We start from the raw sequence: 14,732 nt of genomic DNA, 5'->3' as shown, positions 1-14,732 counted from the left end.
GTTTTATATTTTTTTTATTGTTTTCAGTTGTTGCTTCACCATCGCTTTAAGGGCGTCTGATAAGGTTTCATCTAGTAAAACCATAGTCAGAATATCGTGCAGGTCTTCACTATTCATGACCTCATTGAGTAAATCATTTTCAGATTTTGAATTCGGCTGAAAAAAGCTTAACTGCTCGTTATTAGTGTGTTCGCAAAACATTTTCTTTTTATCCATGTTGTTAGCATCAAATATTCAGATGGGCTTCTGCCTCTGATAGACATTTAAACGCAACAATGTGGAGTAAATATGGAGTTAATACGAAATAATGAACTTTTATATTCTACTGTAGAATTCATTCGAAGATTGTAGGTAATAAGCGCTATTTTTTCATTATCTTTCTGGATCTTGCTTAAATTCTCATAACAAGAAATAAGTATATTTTATGGCAGGTAATAAAAAAGCAAGCTAGGTAGCTTGCTTTTATAAATATTAAATGAACCCCTTAGGATTAAACTTCCAAATAATCCATAATCCCTTCTGCGGCGTTTCGGCCTTCGAAAATAGCGGTTACCACTAAGTCTGAGCCGCGAACAATATCGCCACCAGCAAAGATTTTAGGGTTCGTTGTTTGATGGGTAAATTCACCTTTTTCTGGTGCGTTGATGCCACCCCAATGATTGATTTCAACACCGTACGGCTCTAACCAATCCATTATATGAGGTTTAAAACCAAAAGCCATTAGCACTTTGGTAGCTTCAATAACATGTTCAGAGCCGGCAACTTCTTCAGCACGACGACGACCATTTTCGTCCGGCTCACCAAGCTGGGTTTTCACCATCTTAACGCCAGCAACTTTACCTTGCTCGTCAACAACAATGCCTTTCGGCTGTACGTTGAAGGTAAATTCTACCCCCTCTTCACGAGCATTTTTAACTTCACGCTTAGAGCCTGGCATATTTTCTTCGTCACGACGATAAGCACAAGTTACTTTTGCAGCACCTTGACGAATAGAGGTTCTCACACAGTCCATTGCTGTATCACCACCGCCTAACACGACAACTTTTTCGTTCGCCATATCGAGATAAGCTTGTTTGTCTTCTGCATAGCCCATAACACGGTTTGTGTTACCAATTAAGAACGGCAGTGCATCAAACACACCATCAGCATCTTCATTCTCAAGCCCTGCACGCATACTTTGATACGTACCGACACCTAAGAAAACGGCATCATATTCGGCCAAGATTTCATCAAGAGTAATATCAACGCCAACTTCAGTGTTTAGCTGAAACTCGACACCCATTTCAGTGAAAATTTCACGACGCTTTTGCATTACTTCTTTTTCAAGTTTGAATGAAGGAATACCAAATGTAAGAAGGCCGCCAATTTCAGGGTGACGGTCAAACACCACAGGTTTTACACCGTTACGCACTAAAATATCCGCACAACCTAAGCCTGCCGGACCAGCACCAATGATAGCCACTTTTTTGTCAGACCAAACCACATACGACATATCTGGTTTCCAGCCCATCTTAAAAGCGGTATCTGTGATGTACTTTTCGATATTACCGATAGTGACAGCACCAAACTCTTCGTCAAGTGTACAAGAGCCTTCACACAAGCGGTCTTGTGGGCACACTCGACCACACACCTCTGGTAAGCTGTTTGTACGATGAGACAACTCTGCCGCTTCTAAAATACGGCCAGTACGAATTAATTTTAACCACTGTGGAATATAGTTATGTACTGGGCATTTCCATTCACAGTAAGGGTTACCACAATCTAAACAGCGATCCGCCTGTGAGTTAACTTGCGTCTCAGAAAACGGCTCGTAAATTTCTACGAAAGATTGTTTACGCGCTGAGATTGGCTTTTTACGCGGATCAACACGTTGTACATCGATAAATTGGTATACATTTTCGCTCATACTACCCCCTTACTGAGCCTGAACACGAAGCTCTGCGCTGCTGCGCGCTCGGTGCCCAAGTAAACTTTTTACATCACTAGATTTTGGCTTAACTAATTTAAACATCGGAATGTATAAATCGAAGTTAGCTAAAATCTGCTCAGCGCGGTTTGAGCCTGTAAGTTCTAAATGCTCAGCAATTAGACCGCGTAAATGTTCTTGGTGTGATGCCAACCCTTCAAGCGTGACAATCTCAACAAGTTCAGGGTTAATGCGTTTTTCAAAGTCATTACCTTCGTCAAGAATATAAGCAAAACCGCCTGTCATACCAGCACCAAAGTTGATACCCACTTTACCAAGTACGCAAACAACACCACCTGTCATGTATTCACAACCATTGTCACCCACGCCCTCTACAACCGCTTGGACGCCTGAGTTACGAACTGCAAAACGCTCACCGGCACAGCCTGCGGCAAATAATTTACCGCCCGTTGCACCATATAAACAGGTATTACCGGCAATGGTCGCTTTGTGGCTTTCGAAAGAAGAACCCAGCGGTGGGCGAATTACTAGCTTACCGCCAGCCATTCCTTTACCAACATAGTCATTCGCATCACCAACAAGCGTCATTTCAAGACCACCTGCATTCCACACACCAAATGATTGACCTGCTGTACCATGGAGCTCAATAGAAACAGGATCAGCAGCCATACCTTGGTTACCATGTTTTGACGCAATATAACCCGATAGCATAGCCCCTACTGAGCGGTCTGTATTGCAAATACGGTTAACCAGCGAGATACCTGATTTTTCATCAATTGCTTGCTTCGCTTTTTCAAGTAAGGTTTCGTTTAGCTGACCTAAGTAGTGTGAGCTATTAGGCACACTACAATACAAGGTTTCACCCGTTGGGTTGTTTGGTACGGCAATAACTGAAGACAAATCAACTTTCTTTTGTTTCTCTGTCTTGCCTTCAATTGCTTCAAGTAAGTCCAAACGACCTATTAAATCTGTTAAGCGAGTTACACCAAGGCTTGCCATAATTTGGCGCGCTTCTTCGGCAATAAACTTAAAGTAGTTCATCGCCATTTCTGGCAGACCATGATAATGCTTTTGACGCAGCGTATCGTCTTGCGTTGCAACACCGGTCGCACAGTTATTTAGGTGACAAATACGTAGGTATTTACAACCAAGAGCTACCATAGGCCCAGTACCAAAACCAAAGCTTTCAGCACCTAAAATAGCCGCCTTAATGATATCTAGACCCGTTTTAAGGCCACCATCTGTTTGTAGACGAATACGGTGACGTAAACCATTTTCTACTAACGCCTGTTGAGTTTCAGCAAGACCAAGCTCCCAAGGACTACCTGCATACTTAACAGAAGTGAGCGGGCTTGCACCTGTGCCACCGTCATAACCAGCAATGGTAATCAAATCGGCATAGGCTTTAGCTACACCTGTTGCGATAGTACCTACACCTGGTTCAGAAACTAGTTTCACAGAAATAAGTGCATCTGGATTTACTTGTTTTAAATCGAAAATAAGCTGAGCTAAATCTTCAATCGAGTAAATATCGTGATGTGGCGGAGGCGAAATCAAAGTCACACCCGGCACTGAATAACGTAATTTTGCAATATACGGCGTTACTTTTTCACCCGGTAATTGACCACCCTCACCTGGTTTTGCACCTTGCGCAACTTTAATCTGAATTACATCAGCGCTACGTAAGTAATGTGGTGTTACACCAAAACGACCTGAGGCAACCTGCTTAATACGCGAGTTTTTCTCTGTGCCGTAGCGAAGCTTGTCTTCACCACCTTCACCCGAGTTTGAGCAACCACCTAAACGGTTCATTGCAATTGCGAGTGCTTCATGCGCTTCTGGCGATAACGCACCAATACTCATTGCTGCAGAGTCAAAACGTTTGAACAGCTCAGTTGCAGGTTCAACATCATCAACACTCACACCTGTATCAGGGATCTTGACTGCCAACATGTCACGTAAATTGGTGATCGGGCGGTTATTTACTAAATCAGCATACGCTAAGTAATCTTTGTAATCCCCAGAGCGTACTGCTTTTTGCAGTGTTTGAATAACATCTGGGTTATAAGCATGGTACTCACCACCATGAACATATTTTAATAATCCGCCATGGCTCAATAATTTACGCTTACTAAAGGCCAGCTTATGAAGCTTACGTTGGTCATCATCAAAATCTGTAAAACAAGCCCCTTTAATACGACTAGCTACACCGTTAAAACAGGTTTCTACAACCGCATCTGATAAACCAACTGCCTCAAATAACATTGAACAGCGGTACGAAGCGACAGTACTGATGCCCATTTTCGACATGATTTTATACAGACCTTTGTTAATCGCATTACGATACGCAAGCGTTACTTCGCAATAGCTCTTATTCAGGGTCTTGTTATCGCTCATTGCAACTAATGATTCATAAGCAAGGTACGGATAAATTGCCGTTGCACCAAAACCAAGTAATACCGCAAATTGATGCGCATCACGGACACTGCCCGATTCGATGATGATATTAGATTCACAACGTAAGTTATTATCTACTAAACGCTTTTGAATTGAACCAACCGCCATCGCCGCAGGAATCGGTAAATGCGTTTCGCTAAAGTTACGATCACTTAAAATAAGCATGACACAGCCTGACGCCGCTTTTTCTTGTGCTTCATCACAGATACGTGTGATTGCTTTTTCTAAGCCTTCTTCTGCGGTGTAAGTGATATCAATTTTACAGTAGCTGTAGTGCTCATCGTCAGCATTGATCAGCTGTTGCATATCAGCGTACATCAAAATTGGCGTATCAAACTGTAAACGCTTAGCATGGCCGGTGGTTTCGTTAAATACGTTTTGCTCACTACCAATACAGGTTGCTAGTGACATAACGTGATTTTCACGAAGTGGGTCAATCGGTGGATTCGTTACTTGCGCAAACTTTTGTCGGAAGTAATCAAACAGTGAGCGATGGCCTTCTGACAGTACCGCAAATGGCGTGTCATCACCCATAGAACCCGTTGCTTCTTGACCATTTTCACCCATAACACGAATCACGCTATCAAGTTCTTCGTTGGTATAGCCAAACATTTTTTGATACTTAAGCAGTGTTTCGTCATCAAAAGAACGGTTACCCGCATCTTTTTCAGATAACTGTTCAAATGGCGTTAAACGCTTAACGTTTGCCTCTAGCCAGGCTTTATATGGGTGGCGAGATTTAAGGTCTTGGTCAATCTCATCTGAATGCCATATTTTCCCTTGATGAGTATCAATAACTAACAGCTCACCTGGTCCGACACGGCCTTTTTCAACGACTTCGTCTGGTGCGTAATCCCAAATGCCCACTTCAGAGGCAAGCGTGATAAATCCATCTTGGGTAATTACATAACGCGCCGGACGCAAGCCATTACGGTCAAGGTTACAAGCCGCGAAACGGCCGTCAGACATTACAATACCAGCTGGGCCATCCCATGGTTCCATATGCATTGAGTTGAAGTCATAGAACGCACGTAGGTCATCATCCATGGCACGGTTTTTCTGCCATGCTGGTGGCACAAGCATACGCATTGCACGGAATAAATCCATGCCTCCCGCTAAGAACAACTCAAGCATATTATCTAAGCTTGAAGAATCTGATCCGCTTTCGTTAACGAATGGTGCGGCTGATTGCAGATCTGGAATAAGTGGTGAGGCAAACTTATAAGCACGGGCACGTGCCCATTGGCGGTTACCTTGAATCGTATTAATTTCACCATTATGCGCTAAATAGCGGAAAGGTTGAGCTAAAGGCCAACGAGGCTGTGTATTAGTAGAAAAACGTTGGTGGAATACACAAATCGCACTGGTCATGCGAATGTCAGCTAAGTCTAAATAAAAGTTAGGTAAGTCTACAGGCATCATCAAGCCTTTATAGACAGTGACCAAACCAGATAAACTGGCAATATAAAAGTGTTCATCGTTTTCGAGGCGCTTTTCAGCACGACGACGCGCTACATACAAGCGACGTTCTAAATCTTTTGGACGCCAGCCTTCTGGTGCGCTAACAAAAATTTGTTCAAAGCCTGGTAGTTGTTTTTTTGCAATTGGCCCTAAACATGACGCATCGGTAGGTACTACGCGCCAGCCTTGAATACTCAAGGTTTCTTTTTCGAGTTCTTCACTCAACACATCTTTAGCTGTTTGCGCAAGTACAGGATCGGCATTTAAAAATACCATGCCAACGGCGTAGTTCTTACCTAAGTGCCAATCATGTTCGCTGGCAATAGCACGAAAGAAACTATCAGGTTTTTGCATTAATAAACCACAGCCATCACCAGTTTTACCATCTGCAGAAATACCACCACGGTGTTCCATGCGATCTAAGCCAGTGATTGCTGTTCGAATCAAGCGGTGACTCGCCTGACCATTGACCTGGGCTATTAAGCCAAAGCCACAATTATCTTTTTCTAATTTTGAGTCGTATAACATAGACCCCTCCCCTTGCTACAACGACTAGCGGTTCAGTCTTTTGTGACAGTGCTAGCAGACGAACAAAACTATCGCCAAATACCTCATGAGTCAATAGAGTTTTGAATACATATTCATATTCATGAATATTTCTCACTTAAAGGCACTTTCTAAATTCTATGCTATTTTTTTACATTTAGGCGTATTTCACCCGTTATTTTTTTATGACACTGGTGTCAAATTTAACAACTTGTAAAAAAACAATCTAAAACCAGCCTCTTTACGTTAACGTAAACTGCGCTTAATTATGAATAATTATTCACGATCTGAATATCAATGCAGTTTTTATGAGGTAACACCTAACGCTGCTGCATCATTATTTACTCTTGGCTTTAGCATAGTAACAAACTAGGTCTCTGAGCAGCCGACCTTAGTCGCAATGACTGACTTTCTTTACCCTCGCGTCAATAATCAGCAATTTAAAAGTGTCCGCAGCGGACACTTTTTCTGTCCGCGGACAGACATCTACTCATCAAAACAAATAAAAAAACAATATTATCAGCAACTTAATAATTGGCACGCTAATGGTATAGATAAGTCATCAGCGAAATTAAGGATTTCAAAATGTTCACTATCAGTTTGTTTATGGCTTCTCCGCTTACCATGATTGCCGTTGGCTTCATGATTGTATGTTTTGAGAATCGTAAGGAGTTATGATGATAAAGGATACCAGTGCCCAAGATATTACTGTGGCTAAAAAAAACACCATTAAGAAACCACTTATATTAGCAGTAGGTGTAATACTTGTTGGTGCGCTTGGCTTTCAAGCATTATTTGCCAGTAGCGATGGCAGCATTTCGGTTGATGCAGCAAGCCTACAAATTAGTGAAGTAAGCCAAAAGACGCTTACTAGAGATGTGGCAGCGAGCGGTAAAATCGTTGCAGCTAATGCGCCAAAAGTTTATAGCCCTGAACGAGGTTTTGTTGATTTAAAAGTAAAAGCCGGTGACAGCGTTGAAGTAAACGAAGTAATCGCCACCGTAACCAGCCCTGAGCTTACTAACGAATTAAAACAGCAACAATCAGTATTAGCACGATTAGAAGGTGAACTACAACGCAAGCAACTTGAAGCACGTCGACAAAAACTAAGCCTTACTAAAGCCCTTGATTTAGCACAGGTTGAACTAAATGCCGCAGACAGAGAAAACCGCCGAGCTAAACTCTCTATCGAAAAACATTTAATCAGCCAAATAGATTTAGAAAAAGCCGTTGATGACTTGGCCCGCGCCAAACTTTCCTTTAAACATGCAGAGCAAGAAGTCAGCTTAGCTAAAGATACCCTCGCATTTGAACTAAAAGCTGCAGAGCGCGATCTGACGCGTCAGCAACTCATCGTTGATGACTTATTTAGGCAGGTGAATGAACTCACAATTACTGCCAGTGTAAGCGGTATTGTTGGTAACTTATTAGTGCAGCAAAAAGAAGCCGTTACACAAAGCCAACCATTAATGACTTTGGTGGATTTAAGTAACTTTGAAGCTGAACTACAAGTACCAGAAAGCTATGCCAATGAGCTAGGTCTTGGTATGCAAGTTGAACTGACTTTAGGTGCCCGTCATGTAACAGGAACCTTATCGGCTATTTCACCGGAGGTGAATAATCGCGAGGTAACTACCCGCGTACGCTTTGACAGTGAGGTTTCTGGTATTCGCCAAAACCAACGCTTAACCGCACGTATTTTATTAGAGAATCGCGATGATGTATTGCAAGTAAAACGCGGTGCATTCTTACAGCAAGGTGGCACCCAGGCTTATAAAGTTGAAGGTGACATGGCTTATTTAATCGATATAAAAACCGGTGCTAGCAGTATCAATGCTGTCGAGATAATAGAAGGCGTAGAGCCTGGCGATAAGCTAATCATCTCGAATTACGACCGCTTTAAAAAAGCATCCACACTGGTTTTACGTTAACAAATAAAAGGAAAAATCAACATGCTTACAATGAACGACATCAGCAAAGTGTATCAAACTGACATGGTACAAACTCATGCCCTTCGCGACTTCAACCTACAAGTAGATGAAGGTGAATTTATTGCAGTAACTGGCCCAAGTGGCTCGGGTAAAACCACTTTTTTAAACATCGCAGGTATGTTGGAGCCATTTAGCGAAGGCCAGTACATGTTAGATGGTATTGATGTGGGGAAACTAAATGACAACCAACGCGCTGATCTACGAAATCAAAAAATTGGTTTTATATTCCAGGGTTTTAACCTCATCCCTGACTTGAACTTATATGAAAATATTGAAGTGCCATTGCGTTATCGTGGCATTAAAGCCGCTGAGCGTAAACGCCGTATTGAGCAATGCCTTGAGCAAGTTGGTTTAGCTTCACGAGCAAAACACTTACCGCAACAACTTTCTGGTGGTCAACAACAACGTGTGGCCATTGCCAGAGCACTAGCCGGTGAGCCTCGCTTTTTACTTGCCGATGAGCCGACGGGTAATTTAGATAGCTTAATGGCACGCCAAGTAATGGAACTACTTGAGCAAATCAATCGTGACGGCGCAACCATCATCATGGTAACCCATGATCCAGAACTTGCGCGCAGAGCCCCACGCAATATCCAAGTTGTTGACGGCCAGCTAGCTGACTTCACCTTATATCAAGGTACCCAAAATCTCAAAGCGGCTGGAGTATAACCATGTTCCTTCATTATTTAGATTTAAGCTGGCGCAGCTTTAAGCGCACGCCACTTGTAAGCTTTTTAATGGTATTGGCCATTGCTATTGGTATTGGCGTAACCATGACAAGTTTATCTGTGTATCACATGATGTCGGCAGATCCTATTCCTGAAAAAAGTAGCAGCCTTTATTCTGTGCAGTTACAAACCATGGATGAAGGCCGTACTTGGTGGACAGTCGATAACATGCCACTGCAATTAACTTATCAAGATGCAGTCAACCTTAATAAAGCAAAAGCCGGTGGTAAACGCGTCACTATGGTAAGAACGGGTTTTTCGGTTTATTTAGACTCAGACAAAGTAAAACCATTTATTGGTCAAGCGCGTCTAACCACTCCTGACTTTTTCGATATGTTTAACTTATCGTTTATTTATGGTGGAGTGTGGACTGAGCAACAAGAAGCAGATGCAGCCCCTGTAGTGGTGATTAATAAAGATCTAAACGACAAGCTTTTCGCAGGTCAAAACCCCGTAGGTAAAATGGTTTATCTAGATGATGCCAGTTATGAAGTTATTGGCGTGATTGATGATTGGGATATCACCACAAAATACTATGACCTTAATAACGGCGCATTTAATAAAACCGAACAACTGTTTTTACCATTTAGCCTAATGAAATCCCGCGAGCTTGAAAATTGGGGTAATACCAATGGTTGGAAACATGAAAAAACCAACACCTTTAACGACAAACTAAATTCAGAAATGGTGTGGTTGCAGTTTTGGGTTGAACTAAAAACACCTGCAGAAAAACAAGCTTACCAAGACTTTTTGATGGCCTATATGCAAGAGCAACAAAAGCTCGGTCGTTTTAATCGTGAAAAACTAACGGCCACCTTGCGCGATGTAAATGAGTGGATGCAATACAACAATGTTGTCAGTGAAGACAACGAAATTTTAGTCGGCCTAAGTTTTATGTTTTTAGCCGTGTGCCTTGCTAATATTTTAGGCTTATTACTGGCGAAGTTTTTACGTCGTGCTCCTGAAGTGGGTGTACGCCGCGCATTAGGCGCCAGTAAGCGCCAAATCTTCTTTCAACATATCGTTGAGGTGGCAATGTTAGGCTTCTTGGGTGGCATCTTCGGTATTATTTTGGCGCAAATAGGTTTATTAGGCGTACGCCATAGCTATAGCTACTACAAAAGCTTAGCCACGATGGATTTAAGCATGCTATTAAGCGCGCCAGTGATTGCAATTACCACCTGTATTATTGCTGGCCTTTACCCTGCATGGCTAGTGTGTAAAACCAACCCTGCTATTTATCTTAAGAGCCAATAAGGATGACACCTATGTTAGAAATTAAACCTATCTTTCACGCCTTATGCCGCTCAAAAGTTGGCGCTATTTTATTACTGATACAAATTGCCATCACCACTGCGATTGTCAGTAATGCCGCGTTTATTATTCAAGACAGGGTCAACTACTTAAGCCAAGAAACAGGCTACCCTGAAGAAGATATTTTCGTTTTTAATGTCATGATGTTTGGCAAAGACGTGTCTCCATCTCAGCAGTACGAGCTAGATGAAACTATGCTCCGTCAAATCCCAGGTGTAGTTGATGCGGCTTACTCTAGTAATACACCGCTTTCAGGCAGTGGATCTTCGTCAGATTTTAGTTTAAAGCCTGCACCTGAAGAGAGTAAATCCGTCCGTACGTCTTACATGTTTATCGATGAGCATGGCATTAATACCTACGGTGTTAAGCTCATTGCTGGGCGTAACTACACCGAAGATGAAGTCATCGTGACCGATAACTATGATGAACTTTCAAAAGTAACTGTTGTAACTAAAGCCCTAGTTGATGAGCTATTCCCTGACGGAAATGGTTTAGGTCAAACAGTTTATTTTGGTGACATTCCAATGAAAATTATTGGTGTTATTGATCTTATGAAAGGTCCATGGCTAAAAGACAGCCGCCCAGATAACGTAGCACTGCTACCTTTTATCAAGCCAGGTACAAATGCACGTTTTGTGGTCAGAACTGAGCCAGGTCAACGTCAATCAGTTATGAATCGCGTTGAAGAGGCCATGCTTAAAAACTACAACAAACGTGTTATTTCTCGTATCCGTGGTTTAGATGATGACAAAGAACAGTACATGGCTGAAGACACATTAATGATGAGAATGCTGGTTGTACTCATTGCAATCTTAGTATTAGTAACTGCACTGGGTATCTTCGGACTTACCTTATTTAATATCAGTAAACGTACAAAACAGATTGGTACTCGCCGCGCTTTAGGTGCAAGAAAATCAGCCATTATTAACTACTTCTTAGTTGAAAACGCCATGATATGTGTAGTTGGTTTAGTGATTGGTGTTATTGCTGCCATATATTTAGGCCAGGTGCTGATGCAGCATTTCTCAATTGCTCAACTTGATATTAGCTACGTGCTAGTAACAGCATTAGCAGTATTTATTATGAGTCTGTTGGCAGTACTTGCTCCAGCAAAACGGGCGGCGAACATCTCTCCGAGCATTGCAACTCGAACAATTTAGTTCTCCCAACCTATGCTACACTGGATTTACAGTGTAGCATTTATCTTGCACCCTTATTAGGAAAATAACTAAAACAATTATATGGAAAAAATACTTATCGTCGATGATAACCCAGCCATCTTGGATGCGTTGTCATTATTACTTGAAATTCACGATTTTGAGGTCGTTACAGCAAGCAATCCTCTTGAGGCAATTCAAGCAGTGCAATATCAACGTATTGCGCTTGTTATTCAAGACATGAACTTTACCGCCGACACAACCTCAGGCGAAGAAGGCAAAGAGCTCTTTTATGCCTTACGAGACATTAACCCTCATTTACCAATTATCTTGATTACCGCATGGACTGAGCTGTCAACAGCCGTTGAACTCGTAAAAGCGGGTGCAGCTGATTATCTACCGAAACCATGGGACGATACCAAGTTACTTACCTGTGTAAATAACCTGATAGAGCTGGGTAAAGTAAAACAACAAAACGAAACCTTTACCCGCCACCAGCAAGAACGTGATGCATCTGTGCATAACGCTAATTTAGTGGGTCTTATATATAAAAGTACCGCTATGGAGCACATTGTTAATCTTGCAATTCAAGTTGCTAAATCGGATATTTCGGTGCTTATCACAGGTCCTAACGGCAGTGGCAAAGAGCGAATTGCACAAATAATTCAGGCTAATTCATTATTAGCAGACAAACCCTTTATCACTGTTAATGCTGGCGCCCTGCCAAGCGAACTGATCGAAGCTGAGCTATTTGGTGCAGAAGCCGGTGCGTATACAGGAATTACTAAACAGCGTATTGGTCGTTTTGAAGCCGCCGATGGTGGCACCCTATTTTTAGACGAAATTGGTAACTTGCCACTCTCTGGGCAAATGAAACTATTACGCATTTTACAAACCGGCGAATTTGAACGCTTAGGTTCAACACAAACACGCAAAGTGAATGTTAGGGTAATTTCAGCAACCAATGAAGGTTTAAGTCATGCAATTAAAACTGGTCAGTTTCGTGAAGATCTTTACTACCGTTTGAATGTCATTGAGTTAAATTTGCCAAGCCTTGCTGATCGCCCAGATGACATTTTAGCTTTGGTCGCACACTTTTTACCTGAGCGAGCATTCTCACTCAGCACAGAAAAAGCCCTACTTGCCCACAGCTGGCCTGGTAATGTTCGCGAACTTGAAAATGCCTGTAAACGTGCTGGGGTTTTAAAGCCCACAGGGATGATTGAGCTTGCCGATTTTGGCTTACAAGTTGAAGTAAATAGCCCCGCACAAACAAGAACAGAGCCAAGCAAGCAAGAGATTGAACTTGCCATGCGCGAGTACCAAGGTGTTATTGCGAAAGTGGCTCGTCATTTTGGATTAAGTCGCCAAGCCCTTTATCGTAGACTTGATAAATTTAAGATTGATTATTAATGACAACACAGCGTTTTTCGTTTCGATATAAAATCATAACCTTATGTATTACAGCGTCTGTATTGCCGCTGATATTGGTTTGTTACTTTTCGGGCATAAGCTTGTTTTACAGCATTTTAGCTCTACTTGCATGCGTGTTGATAAGTGCTCTTTTTGCCGCCCAGTTATCTGCCCCGCTCATTGATGGAATGAACTCTCTCGAAACCGGGCTACTGAATTTTAAAGATGGCGAGCTGGCTACATTATTAGCATATGAGGGCAGTGATGAGCTTGGCGATTTATGTCGGCTTTATAACCAAACTGCAAAACAGCTTCGCCAAGAAAAACAATGGATATATCAGCGAGAGCTGATGCTCGATAAAGTTTTACAAAGCTCGCCACAAGCAGTGCTTTTGACTAACGACCAAGGTTTTATCGTTTATAGCAACCACAGTGCACGCAGCTTACTCGATGCTAAATCAGCTCTTGAAGGCGCTAAACTTGAACACTTTTTAGAATCTAGCTGTGAGCAATTAACGCGCGCGATTCACAAAGGGGTCGATGGTTTATTTACCCTTGATAAAGAAGAGCAAGAATCGCAAACTTGGCATATGGCGACAGGCCGATTATTACTTAATAATCAGTTTCACCAACTGTTTGTATTTAAACAGCTCACTCGCGAGCTAAGCCGCCAAGAAGTTGAAGTGTGGAAAAAAGTCATTCGCATCATTAGTCATGAGCTGAATAACTCACTCGGCCCAATGTCATCCATGCTTCATAGCGCTCAGTTATTAACTAAAGAAGTCGACGAGCCACGCTTGAAGCGGGTCTTTACTACCATTGAGGACCGCATCAAGCATCTTAATGAGTTTGTGCAAGGTTATGGCAAATTTGCCAAGTTACCAACACCGCAACTATCGACGGTTAACTGGCATACTCTTATTGAACAGCTAAAAAGCCAGTGGCAGGTTGATGTATCACTAGATGAGGGTGTAACAACTGAAGCTGATCACACACAACTAGAACAATTACTGATCAACCTATTAAAAAATGCCTATGAATCAGGTTCTAACCCTGAAGATATCAATTTAACTGTGCAACAAGAAGCAAACGGCACTCACATCACAGTGAGCGACAAAGGCAAAGGCATGAGTGAAGCTGTGATGGCTAATGCGCTTATCCCCTTCTATTCAACCAAGACAACTGGTAGTGGCCTAGGTTTAGCACTTTGCAGAGAAATAGTTGAAGCACACCACGGGCAAATTAGCTTACACAACCGCGAGCAAGGTGGCTTAAGCGTGCATGTTTTATTACCCTCATAATACCTATAAGCAATAATATTGGTGTAAAAAAAGCCGCAATCAGCGGCTTTTTTCTACACTAAATTCGATTATTCAGCGTCTTTTTCTTTGTACTTTGCAGCTGTTTCAGTAATTAGTGGTTGTAATTCACCACGCTGAAACATTTCGATGATAATGTCACAACCACCGATAAGCTCGCCTTCTACCCATAATTGTGGGAATGTTGGCCAGTTTGCGTATGCAGGTAACTCTGCACGGATGTCTGGGTTAAGTAGAATGTCAACGTAAGCAAACTGCTCACCACATGCCATAAGTGCTTGTGATGCTTGTGAAGAAAAACCACAGTTAGGTAACTTTGGTGATCCCTTCATGTAAAGAAGGATTGGATTTTCAGAAATTTGCTGTTTAATTTTATCGATGGTTTCCATTTACAACCTCAAAAAAGACATTGGCTTACT

General features: G+C 42.1%; 10 protein-coding genes. 6 read left to right on the top strand and 4 right to left on the bottom strand.

All coding sequences use genetic code 11. The features are described from left to right. Nucleotides 1-3: 3 nt before the first annotated feature. The 3 genes from HCZ11_RS04845 to gltB form a co-directional block, all read right to left on the bottom strand. Complete coding sequence (locus HCZ11_RS04845; RefSeq protein WP_233786743.1) at nt 4-216, bottom strand: hypothetical protein; 213 nt, start codon at nt 214-216, stop codon at nt 4-6. A 274-nt stretch (nt 217-490) separates the two neighbouring features. Beyond that, nucleotides 491-1,906, bottom strand: a complete 1,416-nt coding sequence (locus HCZ11_RS04840) for an FAD-dependent oxidoreductase (RefSeq protein ID WP_167657794.1) — start codon at nt 1,904-1,906, stop codon at nt 491-493. A gap of 9 nt (nt 1,907-1,915) precedes the next feature. Next, the gene (gene gltB, locus HCZ11_RS04835) at nt 1,916-6,373 is read right to left on the bottom strand and encodes a glutamate synthase large subunit (protein WP_167657793.1); all 4,458 of its coding nucleotides are present in this window, start codon (nt 6,371-6,373) and stop codon (nt 1,916-1,918) included. A gap of 695 nt (nt 6,374-7,068) precedes the next feature. Here gltB and HCZ11_RS04830 point away from each other — a divergent pair. The 6 genes from HCZ11_RS04830 (at nt 7,069) to HCZ11_RS04805 (ending at nt 14,295) form a co-directional block, all read left to right on the top strand. Continuing rightward, nucleotides 7,069-8,322, top strand: coding sequence for an efflux RND transporter periplasmic adaptor subunit (locus HCZ11_RS04830; protein WP_130052275.1), 1,254 nt, complete (start codon nt 7,069-7,071; stop codon nt 8,320-8,322). A 21-nt stretch (nt 8,323-8,343) separates the two neighbouring features. After that, a complete protein-coding gene (locus HCZ11_RS04825; protein WP_130051273.1) occupies nt 8,344-9,051 on the top strand; it encodes an ABC transporter ATP-binding protein in 708 nt (235 codons plus the stop codon). Between the two features lie 2 nt (nt 9,052-9,053). Continuing rightward, nucleotides 9,054-10,367: an ABC transporter permease gene (locus HCZ11_RS04820; RefSeq protein WP_167657792.1), complete on the top strand. Its 1,314-nt coding sequence runs from the start codon at nt 9,054-9,056 to the stop codon at nt 10,365-10,367. Between the two features lie 11 nt (nt 10,368-10,378). After that, nucleotides 10,379-11,584: an ABC transporter permease gene (locus HCZ11_RS04815; RefSeq protein ID WP_167657791.1), complete on the top strand. Its 1,206-nt coding sequence runs from the start codon at nt 10,379-10,381 to the stop codon at nt 11,582-11,584. 81 nt (nt 11,585-11,665) lie between these two features. Continuing rightward, nucleotides 11,666-12,994: a sigma-54 dependent transcriptional regulator gene (locus tag HCZ11_RS04810; RefSeq protein WP_167657790.1), complete on the top strand. Its 1,329-nt coding sequence runs from the start codon at nt 11,666-11,668 to the stop codon at nt 12,992-12,994. Continuing rightward, on the top strand, nt 12,994-14,295 hold the full coding sequence (locus HCZ11_RS04805; protein ID WP_167657789.1) for a PAS domain-containing sensor histidine kinase: 1,302 nt from the start codon (nt 12,994-12,996) through the stop codon (nt 14,293-14,295). The genes HCZ11_RS04810 and HCZ11_RS04805 overlap by 1 nt, the downstream gene beginning before the upstream one ends. A 68-nt stretch (nt 14,296-14,363) precedes the next feature. On the opposite strand, the gene HCZ11_RS04800 is transcribed toward HCZ11_RS04805, so the two are convergent. Further along, on the bottom strand, nt 14,364-14,702 hold the full coding sequence (locus HCZ11_RS04800) for a Grx4 family monothiol glutaredoxin (protein WP_054551536.1): 339 nt from the start codon (nt 14,700-14,702) through the stop codon (nt 14,364-14,366). Between the last annotated feature and the right edge of the window lie 30 nt (nt 14,703-14,732).

Origin of the sequence: Pseudoalteromonas sp. HF66 (genome assembly GCF_011806445.1) — a bacterium.
In the GTDB taxonomy this organism is placed as follows: domain Bacteria; phylum Pseudomonadota; class Gammaproteobacteria; order Enterobacterales; family Alteromonadaceae; genus Pseudoalteromonas; species Pseudoalteromonas apostichopi.
The sequence above is the reverse complement of the archived record's forward strand: the minus strand, read 5'-3'. Positions and strand labels throughout refer to the sequence as shown.